Consider the following 22,465-nt stretch of genomic DNA (forward strand, 5'->3'; position numbering starts at 1 on the left):
GATAAATTAGGATTCTAAAAAGGAATGGTACAATGTTTTTTCTATTAAGTTTACTCAACGTACTTTTATATTTAATAATTGGAAAGACAGCAGTGATTTTTTCATTTATTTCAATAATTATCTTATATAGAAGATATAAAGGGGGAACATTGAGGGCATTTTTGCCAATAATAATATTCACATCGGCATTTTATAATATTAATCTAGTATCTAATTTTTCATTGATGGAATTGTGTTTGATTATATATATTTTAATTATATTTATAAATACTTTATGTAAAAACTATAAAGTAAATATATTAGTTTTCTTACTTGCTTTATCCTCTATCGTATTTATTTTAATAGGTGTTATTTTATCACTAGATCCTATAGAGAGTTTTAAGAATACATTAAATTTAATTCTTTTTATTTTAGTTATACTAGTTACATTTCTATATGTTGATAATAATCCTACGATTAAAAAAGAAGAGGTACATAGTTATACAAACATGTATTTATCAGTTTGTATTTCTTTGGCAATTGGTTTGGTTTTTCAATATTTGTCTTTTGGTATATTCAATATAAAATTGGGGGAAATTTTTACTTATTCCGAAAGAACGATTTTCAATCTATATTTTATTCCAAAAAGTACACTTTCTGCATTCGTTTGTAGCGGCGCTATTATAATGTTAATAAGATTATATAAAAATTTCGAATTGCGAAGTTTTATAGTTTTTAGTTTATTATTATTCGCAAATATTATAAACACTTCTCGAACTGGCTTAGTTGTATTAATACTAGTTTTTACTTTATATGTAATTATGAATACTAAATATATTTATAAAAATTATAAATCTTTCCTATTAATATTTATATTAATAATAAGTTTTTTTGGAGCTTCTCAATTGCTTTTAGAAAGTAGAACATCTACAGCTTTACTTGATGATAATGGAAGATTTGATTTAATATTTAACTCTAAGGAAGTAATATATGATAATTTAATTTTAGGTATAGGTTCAAGCTGGCCCGATTTACATAAGTATGGGATTACTATGGAAATTCATAACTTTGTAATTCAATATCTACTACAAATGGGAATCATAGTTACAATATCTCTATTATTTTTATTATTTTACATTCTAACCAAGATTTTATATTCAGATTACTTTTATGTTGTTTTATTTGTTTGTCTAGTGGGGGCATTTTACACTTATTGGCATAATTCCTTATTTATTAATCCTATAATAATAATTGGAATCATCTGTACAAAAAGAAATTATAAGTTGTTATAAATCTATATTAAAAAATAATATAATGTAGTTATTGTTAACTTTATTCAACTTTAATATACTTATGATCAATTCTATAAAGTGTAAGTGTAATACTTCATCATGAAATTTGCATAATAAGATAGGTCGAAATCAAATAGACCTAGTTATAAACTGATTGAGGGAGGAACTCGTATTTTAATGTTTTCTTGATAAATAGTTCCATTCCTTATTTGATTTGTATCAAATAATTTTTTCCGTTGGGAGTATGGAGGATAATTGTACTCTTTCGCAATATAGTATAATGTCTAATTATACTATTGTTGTTTTAGTAAGATAGCTACTTAATGGTGTTAAAATTAAAAAGCTTGTCTATATTAGATATTCTATACTAAAAACTTGATATTTCATTAGCATTACAGGACAATTTTCTGATTGGGATCCAACTTGTACAGAAAATTGTCTTGAGATTTTTTAGTTATAGCATCTTATATTCTAGTTATTGAGATGACCAAATCAGGTTTTTCAGACTAAGATTAGGCATCAAGGAGATTTTAGAAATACTATTAAAAAAATAAACCTTTTTTTATTTAGTAAAGTTTTATTTTATTCACTCAAGTATTAACTCTTAATCCACTTTCCATATATATTAGTTACAAACCAAGAAGTATCGTTAGCTTTTTTAACTGTTACTTTACTACCCATACTGGATAGTGTCAAAGTTGTTGAATCAAATGGAAAGAATGATTGGCCATCTTTACACTTTATAATATAAGAAAAATTTTCTTCGTTGATAAATGTGATTTCTTCATTGTGCATTTTAGTTGCATCTAATATTTTTGTAACCGGAGTTTGTGCTCCTTTGTTTGAAAAAATAGTATAAAAATCGTCATCGAACATAACGGGACCTGATTCTGTATCTACTAATTTATGAACTTTATTTTGATCAATAACCATGCAACTTTCATCTAACATCTGAGCGAACTTGATAGTGCCATTTATTTTTTTTGTATTACATAAAATGAAATTTTTTGCTGGGTTTTTGTTTGTAATGTCATTTACTATGATTGCCTTCTTTAATGGATCCTTCCTTGAATGAAATAAGATTAAATCATTAAATTCTACTCCACCTAAATGATAAGTGTTTGGTGTTGATGAATTATTTGGGTCAAATAAAGATATAGCAGCATTACTTTCTAAGTATTGCCCCTTTTCAACATTAGGATATAATAATTTAAAATTATTAAAAGTTATTTTTAATCCAACATCATACCATCTATATAGGCGTATACCGTTTTTGAGATTATTTTTTGTTTGACAATTATTTAAGATTATTTCTCCTTTTAGGTTTTTTATGGCAACCCGATTAAAATAGTTTCCACCCTGATTTCCTGTGAAATTACTCATTAATGTTTCAAATCCATATAATCCACCTTCGGTTATGACATTATTCATTGTTATTGAAACGTTTTTTATTGGTGATTCATCCTTATCACCAAATAAAAGCCATAAACAAAAGAATACTCCCCGTTTACCGTTACTCTTTAAAATAATATTATCAAAGACTATACCTTCTAAAAACATGGTATCATTGTCAGGTTCAAAATCTATACCTGCTTGTGGGTCTGCACCTGTTGAGTTATTGAATTGACTGTTCTGCACATATAACCCTTTAACACTACTCACTGTTAGTCCATTTCTTCTATTGTCATCACAGATTACATTATTAATCCATGTGTTTCCCGAGAATCTAGTACCTTGCATAGGAACAGCACCGATATATATTCCATCTCCCCAACACTCGATTACTTTCGCGTTTTGTATTTTTACGTTAGTAGTACCTTGTAATGTAATTCCGTGCCCCCACTCTCCTGAAGTTCCTATATGACTATATTTATCACCTATTATAGAAAGGTTTAATAATGTAACATTAGAAACATCTTTAATGAATAATATATTATATTCTTTTAACCTAGATGGATTTTTAATAAAAATAGCACCTTCTTCAAATTCTAATATTGAATTACTTTTGACAATAATATCCTCTTCAATGTGATATTTTCCAGTTTTAAAGATAAACTTTCCATTTCCGTTAAATAATAAGTTATTGATATTCGTACTATCATTACTAGTGCCAGTGGGTTGTATTACCTTTACTGAATTTGGGTAATTATTTTCTTTTGATTTCTCGTTAATATCTTTTAATATATCTAATCGTTGGAATATCAAGTTATCCCCCTCCTTTTTGACTGTATAGCCAAAAAAGAAACCAAAAATTAAAAGTAAACTAGTCCATAGAAAATTTCTTCGTTTCAAGCTCTTTCTCTCCCTTTTATTTTGTTTTATTAACTATGTAGATTTGAGGATAGCTAAATAAAAAAAATTCAATTTAATCTAATGATATACCTTCTTCTATTAAACACTTAGTTTTAGTTTTTTTGTTAAATGAATGATAAAAAGTTAAAAGTTCTAATATTGAATTATTTATTTTTCCTAATTAATATATTATAGCTTAAGGTTTATGATGAAGGATTTTAGATTATAATCCAATATTCCTTAATCCGAAAGCTTGAAAAATATATTGAGACATAATTTAAACTCATGCTATGATTACAAACAGAGTTATAATGGGGTAGTTTAAGGGGACAAAATAGATAACTGAATTTAGTAATATTGACTTATTAAACTTAATCTAGCAATCACTTATACTCATTTTTCACTAGGTATTATAGTATATTTGAATACCTTGAAATCTCTAGTTTTAATTTTAATTTTAAGAAATAGATCTGTTTTTATAAAAAGGAGAAGATGATGAATAATAATTACGAGGTCGATTTGTCTATTTTACATAATGAATTAATATTATTACTGGAATTAACTAATGGAAATGATACAGTAACGATTGAAGAAGAATTACTTTTAAATATAGACTGGAACAAATTTCTACAGCTGGCAAGGCATCATCGAGTTTTCCCATTAATTTATTCAAAGATAAATAAGATAAATAACGAATTTATTCCTTCTCATGTAGTTCAAACTCTATATCAAGATTATAAAATAAATACTATAAAAATGCTTCAACTAAGTGGGGAAATGGGGGAAATAAGCAAATATTTTTCTGAGAATTCTATAAATCTCCTTTATTTAAAAGGTCCAGTAATTGCTAATGAAATATACGGTGACATTTCTCTTAGAACTTCTAAGGATTTAGATATTCTTGTTGAAAAGAAAAATTATAATAGAGTTGAAAAACTACTTTTAAATCTTGGATACGAGAAGGAAGAACATTCAAAAACATTTATTGATTGGAAATGGAGGAAACACCATGAGGCATTCTTTCATCCAGAAAAGAAAATTCAGATTGAAATTCATTGGCGACTTCATCCTGCACCCACTAAAGAACCGAGTTTTAATGAAATGTGGAAACGAAAAAGAGAGAGTAAATTGACTGGTCATCCAGTCTATTATCTAGGAAAGGAGGATTTATTTTTATATTTAGTTGCTCATGGTTCCAGGCATGGATGGTTTCGACTTCGATGGTTGGCGGATATCGACCAAATGGTAAGAAAAGATGAAAGTACAAACCAAGATAAAATAATTATAAAAAAGTTTCAATATTACCATTTGGGAAAACAAAACGATCTTTTAATAGGACAAGCACTAATACTAGCCTCTCTATTGTTAAAAACCCCAATTAGTAAAGATAAACATACATATACAACAGGGAAAAAATCTAGAAAGTTAGCAAATTTAGCTATAACTAATATAGTAGAAATAGGGAATACAGAATTTGATTATATAAAAGAGAATATGAATAATGCCCAAGGAAATCATTTTTGTTCAAAAATTCGAAAATCTCTCTCTTTTAACCTTTATAAATTTTCAATAAAGTCAAAAATACAGAAGGTAATTTTTATTCTTACATTATTAACTCCTAGTTCTAAAGATATAGATACAATAAGGCTGCCTAAACCCCTATTTTTTTTGTATTATCCTTTACGTCCATTTTTGCTGATTTGGAGAAAGATTAGTAAAAATGTTAATTAGGGTTATGAGGTAAAAACGGGATGGGGAATACTATATGAATTTACATTTTAAGTCTTAAAAGTGAAATGTTGAGGTAGTGAAATAATTTAGACAAAACACCAAATGGGTATGCATATTCATACCCATTTGGTGTTTTCTTAAGAAAAAAATTAATCTAGCCCTTCAGTGGAAAAAGCTTTTCTTTAATTAATTGACTATCCTAGTTAAATCGAATCATATTAATGGTTTTTAATAATAAGCTTACTTAAAGGATATAATTGGAAATGTAGAATAAACCCAAAATTATTGGATCTTTCTTCATTTACGTTTTATATTTCTAAACAAAATGTTCTCACATGAAGAACCATTTTTTGCTTTAAAAACTTGTTGACATAGTCATAAATAGGTGGTAATTTTAGCTTATGTAATTCGTTATAAAGAACAGGGCGTTCTCAAATGAGATATAATGGTTGTCAATATTATACCGATTGTAAAAATCATCAGAAGATAAACAGTAGTACATTTAAAATAGAATATTATTCAAAGTGAATTTATTTATATAAAAAATTGTATATCCAGATCAAAGATATTTGTTGATGAATTCATGAAGAAAGGATGAATATAAATGCCTCTATTTCTAATGAAAGAAGTATGGACACCTTTAAAATTAGTTGGTGTGAAATTTTTTAAGTCAGATGATAGTAGTATTTTCATCAAGGTAATGAACCAACGGAGGAGAAAGATCAAGTAATAATAGTAATTATACTGTATTTTTATCTTGAAAATGTGAATTTATTGGTGGTGGATTTAACACCAACCATACATAAAGAAACGATCAGGAGGAAAACATGAGTGCTATAGCCGGTATTTATCATTTTAATGAAGAGCCTATGAATCTTCAATATTGCCATAATTTGATGACGGCTTTACAAAAGTACCCTTCTGATTCAGTCCAAATGTGGCATTCAGAAAAGGTTTTTCTCGGTTGTCATGCTCAATGGATCACGCCTGAATCTGTTGGGGAGCAGCTCCCGCTATATGATTTTGAAAGACAATGTACGATTACTGCTGATGCCATTATTGATAATCGTGATGAGTTATTCCAGAGGTTACAAGTGAAGCCATCCGATCAAAAGGGCATGACGGATAGTGAACTGATTCTCCTCTCCTATTATAAGTGGGGGGAAGATGCTCCCAAATTCTTAGTAGGGGATTTTGCTTTTGTCATTTGGGACGAAAAGAAACAGAAGTTGTTTGGGGCAAGGGATTTCTCAGGAAGCAGAACCCTTTATTACCACCAAAATCATCAGAAATTTACCTTTTGCACTACCATGGAACCGCTCTTGTCATTACCTTTTATTGAAAAAAAGTTGAATGAGCAGTGGCTTGCTGAGTATTTGGCTGTATCGGGAATGATTGATGCAGTGGATTCTTCATTAACGCCGTATACAACCATAAATCAGATCCCGCCATCTCATAGCTTATCAATAGAGAACAATAGGGTAAATTTAAAACGATATTCCTATTTAACTCAACGGGCTAAGTTAAAACTTAAATCTACTGAAGATTACATAGAAGCATTTCAAGATGTCTTCAAGGAATCTGTTACATCTAGATTAAGAACGCATCGGAAAGTTGGCGCCCAGTTGAGCGGTGGGTTGGATTCCGGGGCTGTTGTTGGCTTTGCTGTGAATCAATTGCAGCGGGAAAACATGGCACTTCATACATATAGTTATATTCCTCCCGAAGATTTTAAAGATTTTACTCCTAAATACTTATTGGCTGATGAGCGGCCTTTCATCAAATCGACGGTAGGATATGTTGGCGGCATTATTGATCATTATTGTGACTTTAAGGGGAAAGATTCCTATTCTGAAATGGAAGAATTTCTCGACATCATGGAGATGCCTTATAAGTTTTTTGAAAATTCTTTCTGGTTGAAAGGGATGTTTGAAAAAGCGAATGAGGATGACATAGGTGTTTTGCTTAATGGAGATAGAGGAAACTTTTCAATTTCCTGGGGATTCCCGTTGGAATATTACTCCCTTCTATTAAAAAGGCTAAAGTGGGTTCGACTATATCAAGAGTTGGAACAATATAGAAATAATGTTGGCGGATCTAGATTGCGAAAGGTGAAAACAATTGCGAGAATCGGCTTTCCAATCATTGATCGGATCTTCCCTGAAGGCACTCCATATAAAATTCCTTCCTTAATCAATCCAAGATTTGCAGAAGGAATTGGCGTATATGACAAATTTAAAGAATATGGCATGGATGAAACAGGCTGGTATTCGAATTCGGATATTTTTAATGAAAGAAAAAAGCATTTTGAAGATATCTTTCAATGGAATGCTGGGAACACGCTTTCCACCAAACTCTCATTAAGATATAAGTTGTGGAAGCGAGATCCGACGAATGATATCCGTGTTATTCGCTTTTGCTTATCTCTCCCGGAAAGTCAATATGTACAGAATGGGATGGATCGTACCCTGATTCGAAATGCTACAGTGAATTTCTTACCCGATAAAGTAAGGTTAAACCAACGATACAGGGGTGTGCAAGGTGCTGATTGGGTTCACAGAATGCTGCCCAAATGGGAAGCATTCACAGATGAGTTGGAGCAGATGAGAGCAGATAAAAAAGCATTAGAATATCTAGATATTCAAGCAATTAACAAAGCACTAATAAAGATTAAAGAAGGGGCTAGGCCAGAGTACGCCCCTGATCCTGATTATAAGCTTTTAATGCGTAGCTTAATCGTATATCGATTTTTAAAAAAATTTCATTAAAAGGAGGTGATTAGTATGAAAAAGGAATGGAAAAAGCCTGAATTAGAAGTTCTTGATGTTAATCAAACAATGCTTGGAACAGATGGTGATTACACAGATGCTGCATTTCCAGCAGGCACGCCTAAAGGTGACATAACTTTTAGTTAAACTTTGTACGCAACAAAGTCTGTTAGGTTTCCCCTAAGCCCCTATTTATCCAGTTAATAGGGGTATGACTTCAAGAAGTATTAAACATTAGACCTATTAAGAGACGTTATTTATGTACGGGGGTTTTTATATGATCGGTATCAAAACAAGGACTGTTTATGAAGCGTATGGTTTAACCGTCTCAAGTGATATAGCTTTGCCTGAATTGCTTCCTATTAATATAATGGATGATAAAACGGATATCGCTATCGAAAAAGCTGATCTTCATACATTATGGTCAGAGCATTCAGTTCCTGATGATGATTTTGTCATTAAGAAAGACTGGATTATGTTCCATGTTTCCAATACGGCCATTTTCTTGATCCAAGGCGGTAATAGAATAGAATTTTGTCCAATTGATGCGGCACAAGAAGATGAGATTCGGCTTTATATCCTCGGAACTTGCATGGGTGCCATTTTGATTCAAAGAAATATCCTTCCTATACATGGAAGTGCGGTAGCCATAGATGGAAAGGCATATGCGATTGTTGGTGATTCTGGTGCTGGTAAATCCACTCTTGCTTCAGCTTTTTTAAAAAGGGGCTATAAGCTCATGAGTGATGATGTCATACCAGTAACATTGAATAATGAAAATATACCCATTGTAACACCTTCGTATCCACAACAAAAATTATGGTTGGAGAGCTTAAATCATTTTGAAATGGATTCAAATAACTATCAGCCACTCATTGTTAGAGAAGATAAATTCGCTGTTCCTGTTCAAGATCAATTTATTACCGAACAACTCCCGCTTGCTGGTGTATTTGAATTGATCAAGGGTGAAAATGCCGAGATTGAAATTAAGCCAATACCATTTCTTCAAAGATTTTATAAACTGTATCATCATACATACCGCAATTTTTTTATTCAAAGATCTGGTTTGATGGACTGGCATTTCAACACTTCTGCCAAAATGATTAAGAAAATTGAGTTTTTCCAATTACGTAGACCAACGAATCGTTTCACGGCTCCGGACTTATCCGAAATAATTTTACATGCATTAAAAAGGGAGGAAAGTGTTCATGAATATCAATAAACTTGATACAAAAAATCTATATAGTCAAAGTCCAGGAAACATAGTAAGTGACATGGATGGGGAAAAAGTCATGTTAAGCGTTTCTAACGGTAAATACTATAATTTAGGTGAACTGGGCGGGGAAATCTGGGAGCTGATGAAGGAACCCATTACGATTCAAGCGTTAGTTACAACCTTACAGTCCCAATACAATGTCGATCAAACCGATTGTAAAGAGCATGTCACGGACTTTTTAAGTCAATTGCTGGAACAAGGCTTAGTCAGCATCCATTCCTAGTATCATGAATCTTTAGTCTAGGAGGCTAAAACAATGAATATCGTTAAGAAAGCTCAGACTTTTTTAAAATTAAATCTCAAGACAAAGCTGCTGTATATCGAAGCCTTTTTACATTTAGGCCGAGCCCGCTATCTTAAAAGCATTTCCTTTGCAAAAGTTGCCCCAACACTTGGTGAACAGATGAAAGAGTCATCATATGAATTGAATGCAGCGGATAAAGAGAGTTTAGCAAATGTATCGCGGGCTATAAAAATTATGAGCCGCTATACCATTTGGGAAAGCCAGTGTCTAGTAAAGGCAATGGCGGCTATGAAGATGCTCGAAAAACGAAAGATTGATAGCACTCTTTACTTAGGTACAGCAAAAGATGAGAATGGAGGGCTCATTGCACATGCATGGCTGCGCAGTGGACCTTTTTATATAACGGGAGCTGAAGTGATGGATAGGTTCACTGTTGTTTCTATGTTCTCTAAAGAGAATGTAATTAAGGGTCTTAAAGAACAAGAGTCTAGTTAACGGTCTTAACACATTCAATTTTAACCCAATAAACCCTCCAAGGTCCAGGAGTCCACGCCTCATTACCTCACCCATACTTTCTTCATTGTGAATAATACTCTTAGAAAAGTGAATACCCAATACCTTTCCTTCCATTTTCGCGCTTTACCACCGGTAACATGGAGGAAAACGACTAAATATGGACTGTGAATGGAGGATATGGTGATGAAGCATCTGTTACTTTTTACAAAACGAATACATGACTATTCGGGAAAAATATTATATATCAATCTTGTTTGTATGATACTAATAGGTTTTTTGGAAAGTGTAGGGATTTTCTTATTGGTTCCATTGATTGGATTGACCGGTGTAATGGATATAAAAACGGATGAAGTGCCTTTCTTAAGCTGGGTTAATGAATTATTCATCGGAATGCCGGAAACGCTCAGCCTTTTAATAATACTTGGCGCTTATGTGTTATTAATGGTGGGGCAAAGTATTTTTAAGCGGAATCAAACAATCTTGGGAGTGAAAATCCAACAAGGTTTTGTTAGAAAGTTAAGGGACGAGGCGTATGGAAGTCTTCTGCAAGTCAATTGGGGATTTTACTTGAAAAAGAGGAAATCCGATATTATCAACATCATGACAAATGAAACCTTCAATGTAAGTGCAGGGATAAATTTGTTTTTACAGTTCATTTCCTCCCTTATTTTTACTTTCATTCAAATCGGCATAGCTTTTTATTTATCTGTTCCAATGACGAGTTTTATAATAGCCTTTGGGTTCATTCTCATTTTATCGTCACGGAAATTTGTGAAAAAGTCTCAGTCTATTGGGAAGGAAACCTATCAATTAACACAAACCTATTTAGCGGGCATGACAGATCACCTTAACGGAATGAAAGATATAAAAAGTAATTCACTAGAGGAATCTCATTTGAATTGGTTTCTGTCTTTAAGTGAGAGAATGGAAAAAAACAGAATCAAGTTAACGACTTTAAATACTACCTCCCAAATGATCTTCAAAATTGTATCTTCAGTCTTAATTGCCATTTTTGTATTTTTTTCGATAAAGATGTTCATGGCCCAGCCAGCACAATTAATGCTGATTACGGTTATTTTTTCGAGATTATGGCCAAGGTTTACTAGCATTCAATCTAATTTAGAGCAAATAGGATCTACGCTACCATCTTTTAAAGCGCTGTCGGATTTACAAAACCAATGCAGAGATGCAAGAGAGTTATATGAATGCGATTATAAAAATATCAAGCCTATTGAAATTGAACAAGGGTTGGATTGCCGTAATGTTTATTTTAGTTATGATCAAAATAAGGACACCTATGCACTTAAAAATATACACATACACTTACCATCCAACCGCATGACCGCTATTGTAGGGAGATCTGGGGCCGGTAAAAGCACCTTAATCGATATATTAATGGGATTGAATCATCCTGATAGGGGCGAAGTCAGAATAGATGATATCCCCCTTACTAATGACCGACTATTATCGCTGCGCAGGTCCATAAGTTATATCCCGCAGGATCCTTTTCTCTTTAATGCAACAATAAGGGAAAACCTGCTGATCATTGACCCAGATGCAAGTGAGGAATCCATATGGGAGTCTTTGGAGTTCGCAGCAGCCGCTGATTTTGTCAGTAAGCTTCCACAAGGTCTGGATACACTCATCGGTGATCGGGGTGTCCGACTGTCAGGGGGGGAAAGGCAGCGTCTAGTATTAGCCAGAGCGATTTTACGTAAACCGGCCATCCTGGTTTTGGATGAAGCGACAAGTGCATTGGATACCGAGAACGAAGCGAAGATTCAATCGGCTATTGAAAGATTAAAAGGAAAAATGACCATCATCGTCATAGCTCACCGATTATCGACGATTCGCAATGCCGATCAAGTTTTGGTCATGGATCAGGGAGAAATCATTCAGGTCGGTGAATATAACCAGCTAGCGAATGAAAAAAGAGGGATGTTTAGCAATTTACTAGGTATCCAAATGGAATCAAGTGTGTAAATTTTTATTGAAGTTCTCGAACCAGTCAGGTTACAGCCATATTATGGTTTGTAATGCTGGCTTTTTTTCTTAGGGGAAATATTTTAAATCTGAATCAATGAGCGTACTGATTGAAAATATTATATTTTTCTGGAATAACAATTGCGAGATTAGTATAGCGGTTATCTCTCTGTTTTTAATTAAAGTACTTTAAATAAAACGCATTATACCAGTGTTTTCCCAATCTAATGTCGCTTTTTGATGAACGATGTTGAAAAATGACATAAAAAAACGAATAATATTATGAGCTATTATTACGTTTTTAAGTATAATTAACATAAATATAGTTTTAATTAAGGAGAAATTTTTTAAGGGCATGATGGTTTATTTAGTACCATGTAACTAGGGAATCGAAAGACTTTTTCAAGAGATTTATTAATTTATTAATCTTGGAAGAATAATAAAAACTAATGTGAAATATTCTTGAGAAAGGCAAACCTATTGAAAAGTAGGGACGCAAAATTACAGGTCTAAGGCTTGCTAAATGCTAAGACGGCTGTGTTACCACAAGTTGGGTGGGATTTGTCATGGAAGCTAAAAAAGAATGGGAAGAATGGGTTTACCTTATGTTAGAGGCTAAAAATCTAGGATTATCTATTGAAGATGTGCGAGAGTTCATCAAGGGAAAATGAACTGGAAAAAGCAAATCAGGGGATAAAAATTACGTTAGGGAAGGCTGTTAAACAGTCTTCTTTTTTATTTTTATTATCGGAAAAATTGCCGTAAAGGTATCTATAATAAAGAACATGGGGACAATAATAAAAATACAACCTAATTGAGAGGGATTTTTATTATGGATGTACTAAATGCTTTTATGAAGGGGTTATTATGGGGCACTTTATTAAGTGTACCGTTATGGTTGTCATTTTTCGGTTGGATAAAAATAATCATGAATTTTATAAAGTAAGCGCTTAATTAAAATTTTACCTAGGCAGGATATAACATGATAATCATAGAATTTAGTTAATATACATAATGCGTTAGTCATAACCTTCTATACGTTTAAGAAATATAGCCTATAAAAAAATAGTTAATAATACTTAAATATTATTGGTTATGTGCCGATACATTATAGAGATCAAGCAAAGGGACTTCGCAAAGGGCGATGTCAGATAGCTGCCATCAAAATAGAAGGAGATTATTTGATGACAAAAAACAAATTCATTACGTTCGAGGAAGTTTATGAAAAGAAACAAAGAAGCAAGAAAATTTTTGTTGGGACTTATTTTACTATTATTTTAATTTTAATTTCATTAATGACTTTTTTTATGGGGCAATCATAATTTGTGGTATCGAAGGGGCTGAGGAATCGGTCCTTTTTTATTTTTTATCCACTCATATTGACTAGTAGTATTCACTCCTACTGAATATTTCGAAAATGTTAATTTTCAGTAACTTTTCGTTTATATAGTAGATTCCGCTTGCCAATCCCTACTATAATAAAAGAGCTATATTCCTTATTTTGAAAAAAGATTTGGGACAACTTATGAAATGGTGGAGTGGGAATTTCAAATGGATTTTTTTGATATTTTAAAAGACACTTTTGCAAAAGGTGAGTTTGGACAAGATGTTACTGTAAATGAACTTGTGGAGGAGATTAAGGAGAAATTAAGCGGGATCATTGAACAACCTGATAGTATATGATTCGTAAGATACTTCATCCATATTCTGATCGTTTCATGGGCGATGGTCATCTTCCTTTTTTCCTCGCAGACGTATGAGGAGCAAAGCATAACCCCTTTTATAGCACAGTTCAATACTCCATATTGGAATGATAAGCTATTTCATTCTTGTATGGAGGGGGCAGGGACTCTAGTCCTTGGCCGTACCCTTAGCAAGACGACATGCTGGACACGTTAGCGGTTTGCTAAGAATCTTCTTTTCTCTTTTCTTGTTTCGTTAAAGAAGGTGGCATTCAATTCGATACATATAATTTATGAGCATGTTTATTACATGCTTTTTTTCGTTTTCTTAATATATAAGAATGATAACCTGTGAAAAACTAAGATTCTTATAGGCGTCTTTTGGCGGGTATTCTTCTGGTATAGAAGCTTGTATTATTTTTCATGGACGAGTGGTTTAAAAAGCTTTCGAAGCTGCAATTTCCGATTCTGGAAGATTAAGTGCAACATCGTCGCCTTATAATTTTATTGAATATGAATGTTAAGACTTTTCCGAATGATGTAGGCCGATTCTAAATAAGGTGAAGAACTGGAGTCTGGATAAGGTTGGAAGGCAGCATAAATCGGCCTATGAAATACCAGAGTTACACAGGTCTTCAATTATCGCTATAGGGCGTTTACTTTGAAACAAGATTGCCATGTCGTAAGAGAAAAAGGCGAATGCTGTTTGTTATGTGATATAAGTTTAAATAGATTCCTCTCCTTTTTCATGTTCAAGTTTATTTTATTGAAAAGGGAGAGGCGCTGCTCTCGTATAATGCCGAATGGATTTACTTCTCATGAAACATATTTCATTCTTGAACGATCACTGATGGCTTTCAGAATAAACATTTTGTCCTGTGTGCTTAGCATAGCCCAGCTGCCTGCTTTGATTTTCATTTAAATACACTCCTTTTGTTTAGGTTGATTTATGATTGTTGATGAATGTTGGTTGTGGAATTCCGGGTCCAAAGAATAATTGAGTCTAGTGATGAAGGGGCAAGGGGAGATGGAATATTCTGCTCATATTAGATTATACCGTCTTTTAATGCCTAATAAACAACAAAAATTCCAACAAATCTCTACATTTGGTGTTCGTTTTTTGTCAGAATATTGGACGGGGAAAATGAAAAAGCTGTCAGGATGCGGGTCCGGACAGCTCTTACATTTTTCTTATTTAATGGATAATTGTTCTTTTAATTCGGATTGAACCTTTTCTTTTTCTTCATCCGACACGATATTATAGTAGACTCCGTCGATTTTCGTTCCATTTCCTGGAATAGTTGCTTGGGTAATGCTTTTGCTTGCTTCCCTATAGTTCTTTTGGATGTCCATCATGTCATCAAACGTCAAATTCGTCTGGATATTTTTACTTAATGCATCGAATACATCATCGTATTTCGTCAGGGATGAAAGGCTTGCACCTTCCTTGATGACAGCCTCTATGATGGCGCGTTGTCTGGATTGACGGCCATAATCACCATTCGGATCTTCATATCTCATTCGCGAATATTTAAGCGCATCTTCTCCATTTAGATTAATGCTTCCCTTTGCAAAATGGACGCCTTCATAAGTGAAGTCCAGATCGTTTTGAACGGTCACGCCGCCGACTGCGTCAACGATATCCTTAAAGCCTTCCATATTGATCTTCATATAATAGTCGATTGGGATATCAAGGAAGTTTTCAACGGTATCCATGGACATTTTCGCGCCGCCGAAGGCAAATGCATGGTTGATTTTATCCTGTGTACCATGGCCGACGATCTCGGTCCGTGTATCACGCGGAATGCTTAGCATTTTGACCGATTTCTTTTGTGGATTGACTGTCAAGACGATCATTGTATCTGAACGGCCTTTGTCGCCATCACGTTCATCGACGCCAAGCATGAGCATCGAGAATGGCTCCTGGTCTGATAGTGCAAGGTCTTTCGTTCGTTTATCCGTGGTACGGTCTATTGGTGTATGCATCGTGTCAACGGTTTTTGTCAGTGAATTCCATACGGAGTAGGCAAAGGCTCCCCCAGCTAGAATGAAAAGTAGGACAATTATCCCAACTACCTTCAGCCATGTCCGTTTCTTTTTCTTCTTTTTTTCATGTCTCATATTTTACTTCCTTCCTCTTTTTCTAACCACTTCATCTATTATATTTAATTTCATAGTAAAAGAATAGTATATTTTACTATTTTATAATACCTTTTACATATTTTGGTGTGTCATTTGTTAATAAGTTAAACAAAATGAGGGGATAGGACGTTTGATCGATTAAAATTTTAATTTAGTTACTGATTGAGAAAATTGCACTTTTTTCGTTGTTGGTTATGTAATTTGGCCTAGGGTTTACTTTTTTGTTTACATCCAGAAATATTGTGCCGACGGTAAGTTTTGTCATTACCATGTTTATGTGTGTTTATGATGATCTCGAAAGGATTCAGCGACTGATTGTGTCACTTTATTTTATAGGAAGTTGAAAAATTGGGTTGGCCATACAAATATCAAAAACAGTACCTGCTTTTAGCGGTTCGTCATAAAGATTCCGAGGTCATTTTTTTACAAGGAGAAAAGTGTTTCAATCTAATGAATATGACCAGTCAAAATGGATTTGCTTAATTTTTAAAAATGGATGGAGTGTTCCTTTAAAATGGGTGATAAGGAAAGTCCCTATTAGAAAGAAGGCGCATATATATGCAGTACGGATATCCCTAAAGAATAAATGAATATGGGAGGCTAAAGAATAAATGGAATATTCAACGGAAAGTTCAGCATACGAAAGTGATGTAACCGAAAGCCCAACAAACGAGAGTGAATCAGTCGAAAGCTCATCGTACGAAAGTGAATCAGTCGAAAGTGAATCAACCGAAAGCTCATCGTACGAGGATGAATCAACGGAAAGCTTAGCAGAGGAGGATGAATCAACGGAAAGCTTAGCGGACGAGGATGAATCAGCGGAAATTTTAGCAGACGAGGATGAATCAGCGGAAAGCTTAGCAGAGGAGGATGAATCAACGGAAAGCTCATCGTACGAGGATGAATCAGCGGAAATTTTAGCAGACGAGGATGAATTAACGGAAAGTTCTGCGGACGAGAGTGATTCAGCGGAAGGCTAATCTGGTTTAACAAATATTTAATTTAGAAGATTCCTTTAAAATTGGGTGATAAGCAAAGTCCCTTTTAGATATGCAGTACGGATATCCCTAAGGATAATATATATTGGAGGCTAAAGAATAAATGGAAAATTCAACGGAAAGTTCAGCGTACGAAAGTGATACAACGGAAAGCTCAACATACGAGAGTGATACAACGGAAAGCACAACATACGAGGGTGAATTAACGGAGAGCTCATCGTACGAGAGTGAATCAACGGAGAGCTCGTCGTACGAGAGTGAATCAACGGAAAGCTCATCGTATGAGAGTGAATCAACCGAAAGCTCATCGTACGAGAGTGAATCAACGGAAAGCTCATCAGATGAAAGCAGCTCAACGGAAAGTTCAGCAGATGAAGGGAGTTCAACTGAAATCCTTACCGATGCCGCAGATGAAACGGAAAATTCTACTGAGGCTGAAGAGACTGGCAGTCCTCGTCGTGTGAATGTATTTAAAAAAATGTGGCTGGAAAATATGATCAAAGCTTCGAAGGGTATCTATAAAGAAGAAGAGTGACCACACAGGTACAGCAACTAAAATGTTGTTGTGCCTTCTTATGAAAAGGGACATGCCGCTAGCAGCGGTGATTGACATATCGTCTTACTAAGTACGTGCATACATTAACCTGAATGAAAATGCTGAAAAGATTTCGACCGGGACAGATTGGCCAAGCCAGGATTCAAAGGGAATGCAGCCTAAGCGTTCCGGTTTCTAAAAAGAACTTGCCGGAGCGTTGGACTGACAGTTGTACATACTGCCTGTGAATGATTTTAGCGATATAAGTTGTTTTTACGGTCACCAAATGATATCTAAATGGTCAATAAAACTAGAACTCCCTGGGTTTATTCATCTAGTTGGGATTTTAATAGAAGTAAGTTTCGAAATTAGGAATCTTGAATGTGCCGAAATGGAATGTAGCTGTACACTTTTCGATGAAAGTTGGCAATGGTGATGGTGGATGCTGAAGGGGAGGCGTTTTTTCTCAATAGGGGCATGTTAAAAGTTTTCATTTTCTATAAAAAAACTCCGGATCTGAAGTGATCCGGAGTTATTTTTTCTTCTCGATATTTTCATAGACCGAGGCAAGGGCTTGTTCAAATTTCCCGCTCTTTTTCGGTTTGTAATATTTTTTGCTGCGCAGTTTGTCCGGTAAGTATTGTTGCTTCACCCAGCCATTCTCGTAGTCATGCGGATAAAGGTAGCCGATGCCTCGTCCGAGATCTGCGGCCCCTTTGTAATGGGCATCCTTAAGATGATCCGGTACATCTCCGCTATGGCCGCTGCGAATGTCGGATAGTGCTGCATCAATGGCGGCAATGGCCGTGTTTGATTTGGGTGATAGGCATAGCTCGATCACTGAGTTGGCAAGTGGAATCCGGGCTTCGGGGAAACCGAGTCGTTCAGCGGCTTCGACTGCAGCGAGGGCCCTGGGACCAGCCTGCGGATTGGCAAGGGCTATGTCTTCGTAAGCGATGACTACCAAGCGGCGGGCAATGCTGACAAGATCACCGGCTTCGACCAAGCGCCCCAAATAATGAAGGGCTGCATTCACATCACTGCCGCGAATAGATTTTTGGAAAGCCGACAGAACATCATAATGGGCATCTCCATCCTTGTCATGTGAGAAGCTTTTTTTCTGCATGCATTCCTCGGCAATTTGCCGATCTATATGAATGGTTCCGGATCCATCGGGTTCGGTGGAAATGACGGCGAGCTCAAGAGCGTTAAGGGCACTGCGGACATCTCCGTTCGAAGCGGTCGCGAAATGGGTAAGTGCATCAAGTCCGACATCGGTTTTATGCGCACCAAGCCCCCGTTCTTCATCATGAAGTGCCCGTTCCAGGGCTTTGGTTATATCATTGGTTTCCAATGATTTGAGCTCGAAAATCTGGCACCGGCTTCTGATGGCCGGATTGATGGCATGATAGGGATTGCTGGTCGTTGCACCGATCAAAGTGATCATCCCGTTTTCAAGATAAGGCAATAGGAAGTCCTGTTTCGCCTTATCAAGTCGATGAACCTCATCAAGCAGCAGGATCACTTTCCCGGACATCTTGGCCTCCGCTGCGACGATTTCCATATCCTTTTTATTATTGGTCACCGCATTCAGCGTCCGGAAAGCAAACTTCGTGCTTCCGGCAATCGCACTTGCAATCGATGTCTTGCCAATTCCCGGCGGACCATACAGGATCATGGAAGAAAGCTGTTTGGCTTTCACCATCCTTGCGATAATTTTTCCTTCACCGACCAGATGCTCCTGCCCGATGATCTCATCAATCGACCGAGGCCGCATCCGGAAAGCAAGCGGTTTTATATTCATTGCGCACCTCTCCTTTGTATATAAAATATCACAACTGATGGGGGAAATGCGCTGATTATGCTGTAAAAGAAGTCGAATTCGATTATGGAAGTTCCTTTGGGGATATAATTTATGCTGTAAGGTTGATAAATCGACCTATCCTTCTTATGAGGGAATTAAATAGACTCTGCCTTTAATCTGGCCGAAATGTGAGCATCCAGGGAAATATCCAAATAGGTACGGCAAATCCGCTTTCTTGATCGCCGCTCAGGGGGTACATGCACTTTCTCATTTTTCCTACCTCTCCAATTAGGATAATTTGACAAATGGAGGGCGGGTGAATGCATTTCCGGCGGGAATATGCTATAATTTCATAAGAATTTAGAAACGGATAAATAATTTGAGGTGTATATGTATGAAGATATCTACTAAAGGCCGTTATGGTTTGACGATCATGATCGAGCTTGCTAAACATTACGGGGAAGGCCCGAAGAGTTTGAAATCGATTGCCCAGACGCATAATCTGTCGGAGCATTATTTGGAGCAGTTGATTGCGCCGCTTCGTAATGCGGGGTTGGTGAAGAGTGTCCGCGGTGCGTATGGCGGGTATATCCTGTCTAAAGATCCTCAGGAAATTACTTCGGGTGATGTCATTCGTGTATTGGAAGGGCCGATTACCCCTGTTGAAGGAATTGAGGATGAGGAGCCGGTTAAGCGCCAGCTTTGGATCCGGATTCGCGATGCTGTGAAGGATGTATTGGATAATACGACGCTTATGGATTTGGCGAGCTATAAGGATACGGGTGAAATCGATTCTTATATGTACTATATTTAAGTGATTAGCAATGCGCCTATTATGTAGGCGCTTGCGTTTTTTAATGGAGGCGACAAAAAAGTGGACAGAATATATTTAGATCATGCTGCGACATCACCGATGCATCCGAAGGTGATCGATAGGATGATGACAGTCATGAGCCATGACTTCGGAAATCCGTCGAGCATTCATGCTTTCGGGCGGGAGGCGCGCCATGTTTTGGATGAAGCGCGTTCGAGTATTGCGACGAGCATCGGAGCTGGGCGTAATGAAATCATTTTCACGAGCGGTGGAACCGAGGCTGATAATACGGCGATCGTTGGTGTTGCGAATGCTTATAAAGAAAATGGAAAGCACATCATCACGACGGAGATTGAGCATCATGCGGTTTTGCATACATGCCAATACCTTGAGAAGTCTGGCTTTGAGGTCACATATTTACCTGTGAATGAAGCGGGGCTTATTTCAATTGCCGATTTAAAGGCCGCATTGCGGGACGACACGATTTTGGTTTCGGTCATGTTCGGCAATAATGAGGTTGGAACGATCCAGCCGATTGCTGAAATTGGACAGCTGCTCAAGGGGCATCAGGCCATTTTTCATACGGATGCGGTTCAGGCATATGGTTTGATCTCTATTGACGTTCGTGAGCTGGGTGTGGATTTGCTGAGTGTATCCGCGCATAAAATCAACGGTCCCAAAGGAATCGGCTTTCTTTATGTGCGTGAAGGCTTGAAGCTGAATCCGCAATTATATGGCGGGGAACAAGAACGCAAGCGCCGTGCTGGTACGGAGAGTGTTCCGGCCATTGCCGGTTTTTCAGAAGCCGTGTCCATTGCACAAAGCACGATGGAAAAGAAAAAGGAGCAATACAAGCGATTTAAAGACGTATTGCTTGCCGTCTTTGATGAGGCGGATGTAAAATATGAAATTAACGGATCTATGGAACAGTCACTGCCGCATTTGCTGAATGTCAGTTTTCCGGGTACGAATGTGGAATCGATGCTCGTCAATATGGACTTGGCAGGTGTTGCTGTATCGAGCGGATCTGCTTGTACTGCCGGATCAATCGATCCGTCGCATGTGCTTGTGGCGATGTTCGGGAAAGATTCGGAGCGGACGAAGAATTCGATTCGTTTCAGCTTCGGTCTGAACAATACGGAAGAGGAAGTAAGGCAGGCGGCTGAAACCACCGTGAAAATCGTTAATAGATTAGTGGGAAGATAATTCCCGCTTTAAATAAATGAGGTGACAGAATGAAAAAAGCACCACAGGACACCCGCGTCGTCGTGGGAATGTCAGGAGGCGTGGATTCTTCTGTGTCAGCCCTGCTATTGAAGAATCAAGGCTATGATGTGGTCGGGATTTTCATGAAGAACTGGGATGATACAGATGAAAACGGAGTTTGTACGGCAACGGAAGATTACAATGATGTAATTGCCGTATGTAATCAAATCGGCATCCCTTATTATGCGGTCAATTTCGAAAAGCAGTATTGGGATAAAGTTTTCACTTATTTCCTGGATGAGTATAAAGCGGGCCGTACCCCGAATCCGGATGTAATGTGCAATAAGGAAATCAAGTTCAAGGCCTTTCTTGAACATGCCGTAAGCCTAGGTGCCGATTATGTGGCTACAGGACATTACGCACAGGTTGAATACCGTGATGGCGAATACAAAATGCTTCGCGGTGTCGATAATAATAAAGATCAAACGTACTTCTTGAACCAGCTTACTCAGGAACAGTTGGAAAAAGTCATGTTTCCGCTTGGACATATTGATAAGAAGGAAGTCCGTGAAATGGCGAAGGAAGCGGGCCTTGCCACGGCAACGAAGAAGGATTCTACAGGGATCTGTTTTATCGGTGAACGCAATTTCAAAGAGTTTTTAAGCAATTACCTCCCAGCTCAGCCCGGTGATATGGTCACGATGGATGGCAAGGTCATGGGCAAGCATGACGGTTTGATGTATTACACCATCGGTCAGCGTCACGGTCTAGGGATCGGCGGCAGCGGCGAACCTTGGTTTGTTGCGGGAAAAGACTTGAAACGCAATGTTTTATATGTGTGTCAAGGTTTTGATAATGATGTGCTGTATTCCAATTCCCTTCGTGCAGTGAACGTCAGCTGGGTAGCGGAACATATACCGGCCGGTGAATTTACATGTACGGCAAAGTTCCGGTACCGTCAAGAGGATAGCGGTGTGAAGGTGAAGGTATTGGAGAACGGTGATGTCGAAGTCATCTTTGACGAGCCAGTCCGCGCGATCACGCCTGGACAAGCAGTCGTATTCTATGATGGTGAAGTGTGCCTTGGCGGCGGTACGATTGATGAAGTATTTAAAAAAGGTGAAAAACTGACTTACGTAGGGTAAAATAAGCATGTCCCCAGCTGTGTTTGCGGTTGGGGACTTCTTTTGGATTGCGGGTGTA

At 36.5% G+C, this 22,465-nt stretch carries 18 protein-coding genes and 1 riboswitch; of the genes, 15 read left to right on the forward strand and 3 right to left on the reverse strand.

Annotation, left to right across the window (positions count from 1 at the left end):
* Window positions 1-149 precede the first annotated feature (149 nt).
* Entirely contained in the window at window positions 150-1,271 is a 1,122-nt protein-coding gene (locus tag ACQKNS_RS13245; RefSeq protein WP_427643475.1) for an O-antigen ligase family protein, read from the forward strand.
* A 597-nt stretch (window positions 1,272-1,868) separates the two neighbouring features.
* Here ACQKNS_RS13245 and ACQKNS_RS13250 read toward each other — a convergent pair.
* Entirely contained in the window at window positions 1,869-3,563 is a 1,695-nt protein-coding gene (locus ACQKNS_RS13250; protein ID WP_427643476.1) for a hypothetical protein, read from the reverse strand.
* Between the two features lie 495 nt (window positions 3,564-4,058).
* Between ACQKNS_RS13250 and ACQKNS_RS13255 the strand changes: the two genes are divergently transcribed.
* The 9 genes from ACQKNS_RS13255 (at window position 4,059) to ACQKNS_RS13295 (ending at window position 13,764) form a co-directional block, all read left to right on the forward strand.
* Entirely contained in the window at window positions 4,059-5,294 is a 1,236-nt protein-coding gene (locus tag ACQKNS_RS13255; protein ID WP_427643477.1) for a nucleotidyltransferase domain-containing protein, read from the forward strand.
* Window positions 5,295-6,121: 827 nt separating this feature from the next.
* On the forward strand, window positions 6,122-8,062 hold the full coding sequence (locus ACQKNS_RS13260; RefSeq protein ID WP_427643479.1) for a lasso peptide isopeptide bond-forming cyclase: 1,941 nt from the start codon (window positions 6,122-6,124) through the stop codon (window positions 8,060-8,062).
* Window positions 8,063-8,077: 15 nt separating this feature from the next.
* A complete protein-coding gene (locus tag ACQKNS_RS13265; RefSeq protein WP_141489635.1) occupies window positions 8,078-8,209 on the forward strand; it encodes a paeninodin family lasso peptide in 132 nt (43 codons plus the stop codon).
* A gap of 130 nt (window positions 8,210-8,339) precedes the next feature.
* A complete protein-coding gene (locus ACQKNS_RS13270; protein ID WP_427643481.1) occupies window positions 8,340-9,284 on the forward strand; it encodes an HPr kinase/phosphorylase in 945 nt (314 codons plus the stop codon).
* Window positions 9,265-9,561, forward strand: a complete 297-nt coding sequence (locus ACQKNS_RS13275) for a lasso peptide biosynthesis PqqD family chaperone (RefSeq protein WP_427643483.1) — start codon at window positions 9,265-9,267, stop codon at window positions 9,559-9,561. Before ACQKNS_RS13270 ends, ACQKNS_RS13275 begins: the two co-directional genes overlap by 20 nt.
* Window positions 9,562-9,594: 33 nt before the next feature.
* Complete coding sequence (locus tag ACQKNS_RS13280) at window positions 9,595-10,077, forward strand: lasso peptide biosynthesis B2 protein (protein WP_427643485.1); 483 nt, start codon at window positions 9,595-9,597, stop codon at window positions 10,075-10,077.
* A gap of 204 nt (window positions 10,078-10,281) precedes the next feature.
* Window positions 10,282-12,081 carry an ABC transporter ATP-binding protein gene (locus ACQKNS_RS13285; RefSeq protein WP_427643487.1) on the forward strand — a complete coding sequence of 600 codons (1,800 nt, stop codon included), beginning with the start codon at window positions 10,282-10,284 and terminating at the stop codon, window positions 12,079-12,081.
* 460 nt (window positions 12,082-12,541) lie between these two features.
* Window positions 12,542-12,629: riboswitch (cyclic di-GMP riboswitch) on the forward strand.
* Window positions 12,630-12,647: 18 nt separating this feature from the next.
* Window positions 12,648-12,752 (forward strand): anti-repressor SinI family protein, encoded by a 105-nt coding sequence (locus tag ACQKNS_RS13290; protein WP_427643489.1) that lies wholly within the window; start codon window positions 12,648-12,650, stop codon window positions 12,750-12,752.
* Window positions 12,753-13,632: 880 nt separating this feature from the next.
* Window positions 13,633-13,764 (forward strand): hypothetical protein, encoded by a 132-nt coding sequence (locus ACQKNS_RS13295; RefSeq protein ID WP_258249672.1) that lies wholly within the window; start codon window positions 13,633-13,635, stop codon window positions 13,762-13,764.
* Between the two features lie 1,190 nt (window positions 13,765-14,954).
* On the opposite strand, the gene ACQKNS_RS13300 is transcribed toward ACQKNS_RS13295, so the two are convergent.
* Entirely contained in the window at window positions 14,955-15,884 is a 930-nt protein-coding gene (locus ACQKNS_RS13300; RefSeq protein WP_427643490.1) for a LytR family transcriptional regulator, read from the reverse strand.
* A gap of 632 nt (window positions 15,885-16,516) precedes the next feature.
* Here ACQKNS_RS13300 and ACQKNS_RS13305 point away from each other — a divergent pair.
* Both ACQKNS_RS13305 and ACQKNS_RS13310 read left to right on the forward strand, forming a co-directional pair.
* The gene (locus tag ACQKNS_RS13305; protein WP_427643492.1) at window positions 16,517-16,885 is read left to right on the forward strand and encodes a hypothetical protein; all 369 of its coding nucleotides are present in this window, start codon (window positions 16,517-16,519) and stop codon (window positions 16,883-16,885) included.
* A gap of 121 nt (window positions 16,886-17,006) precedes the next feature.
* Window positions 17,007-17,438 carry a hypothetical protein gene (locus ACQKNS_RS13310; protein WP_427643493.1) on the forward strand — a complete coding sequence of 144 codons (432 nt, stop codon included), beginning with the start codon at window positions 17,007-17,009 and terminating at the stop codon, window positions 17,436-17,438.
* Between the two features lie 532 nt (window positions 17,439-17,970).
* Here ACQKNS_RS13310 and ACQKNS_RS13315 read toward each other — a convergent pair.
* A complete protein-coding gene (locus tag ACQKNS_RS13315) occupies window positions 17,971-19,242 on the reverse strand; it encodes a replication-associated recombination protein A (RefSeq protein ID WP_427643494.1) in 1,272 nt (423 codons plus the stop codon).
* Between the two features lie 394 nt (window positions 19,243-19,636).
* On the opposite strand from ACQKNS_RS13315, the gene cymR reads away from it, so the two are divergent.
* Genes cymR through mnmA form a run of 3 tightly spaced genes read left to right on the forward strand, consistent with a single transcriptional unit; the run spans window position 19,637 to window position 22,407 of the window.
* Window positions 19,637-20,056 carry a cysteine metabolism transcriptional regulator CymR gene (gene cymR, locus ACQKNS_RS13320; protein ID WP_076365115.1) on the forward strand — a complete coding sequence of 140 codons (420 nt, stop codon included), beginning with the start codon at window positions 19,637-19,639 and terminating at the stop codon, window positions 20,054-20,056.
* A gap of 60 nt (window positions 20,057-20,116) precedes the next feature.
* The gene (locus ACQKNS_RS13325) at window positions 20,117-21,262 is read left to right on the forward strand and encodes a cysteine desulfurase family protein (protein WP_427643496.1); all 1,146 of its coding nucleotides are present in this window, start codon (window positions 20,117-20,119) and stop codon (window positions 21,260-21,262) included.
* Window positions 21,263-21,291: 29 nt separating this feature from the next.
* Window positions 21,292-22,407: a tRNA 2-thiouridine(34) synthase MnmA gene (mnmA, locus tag ACQKNS_RS13330; RefSeq protein ID WP_427643498.1), complete on the forward strand. Its 1,116-nt coding sequence runs from the start codon at window positions 21,292-21,294 to the stop codon at window positions 22,405-22,407.
* The last annotated feature ends 58 nt before the right edge of the window (window positions 22,408-22,465 follow it).

The organism is Peribacillus sp. NPDC094092 (assembly GCF_050279365.1).
In the GTDB taxonomy this organism is placed as follows: domain Bacteria; phylum Bacillota; class Bacilli; order Bacillales; family DSM-1321; genus Peribacillus.

What these genes read in the sequence shown, in the direction of transcription:
- ACQKNS_RS13300 (WP_427643490.1), bottom strand. Translation starts at nt 15,884, where the DNA reads ATGAGACATGAAAAAAAGAAGAAAAAGAAACGGACATGGCTGAAGGTA.
- cymR (WP_076365115.1), top strand. Translation starts at nt 19,637, where the DNA reads ATGAAGATATCTACTAAAGGCCGTTATGGTTTGACGATCATGATCGAG.
- ACQKNS_RS13285 (WP_427643487.1), top strand. Translation starts at nt 10,282, where the DNA reads ATGAAGCATCTGTTACTTTTTACAAAACGAATACATGACTATTCGGGA.
- mnmA (WP_427643498.1), top strand. Translation starts at nt 21,292, where the DNA reads ATGAAAAAAGCACCACAGGACACCCGCGTCGTCGTGGGAATGTCAGGA.
- ACQKNS_RS13310 (WP_427643493.1), top strand. Translation starts at nt 17,007, where the DNA reads ATGGAAAATTCAACGGAAAGTTCAGCGTACGAAAGTGATACAACGGAA.
- ACQKNS_RS13295 (WP_258249672.1), top strand. Translation starts at nt 13,633, where the DNA reads ATGGATTTTTTTGATATTTTAAAAGACACTTTTGCAAAAGGTGAGTTT.
- ACQKNS_RS13305 (WP_427643492.1), top strand. Translation starts at nt 16,517, where the DNA reads ATGGAATATTCAACGGAAAGTTCAGCATACGAAAGTGATGTAACCGAA.
- ACQKNS_RS13315 (WP_427643494.1), bottom strand. Translation starts at nt 19,242, where the DNA reads ATGAATATAAAACCGCTTGCTTTCCGGATGCGGCCTCGGTCGATTGAT.
- ACQKNS_RS13265 (WP_141489635.1), top strand. Translation starts at nt 8,078, where the DNA reads ATGAAAAAGGAATGGAAAAAGCCTGAATTAGAAGTTCTTGATGTTAAT.
- ACQKNS_RS13270 (WP_427643481.1), top strand. Translation starts at nt 8,340, where the DNA reads ATGATCGGTATCAAAACAAGGACTGTTTATGAAGCGTATGGTTTAACC.
- ACQKNS_RS13280 (WP_427643485.1), top strand. Translation starts at nt 9,595, where the DNA reads ATGAATATCGTTAAGAAAGCTCAGACTTTTTTAAAATTAAATCTCAAG.
- ACQKNS_RS13255 (WP_427643477.1), top strand. Translation starts at nt 4,059, where the DNA reads ATGAATAATAATTACGAGGTCGATTTGTCTATTTTACATAATGAATTA.
- ACQKNS_RS13260 (WP_427643479.1), top strand. Translation starts at nt 6,122, where the DNA reads ATGAGTGCTATAGCCGGTATTTATCATTTTAATGAAGAGCCTATGAAT.
- ACQKNS_RS13290 (WP_427643489.1), top strand. Translation starts at nt 12,648, where the DNA reads ATGGAAGCTAAAAAAGAATGGGAAGAATGGGTTTACCTTATGTTAGAG.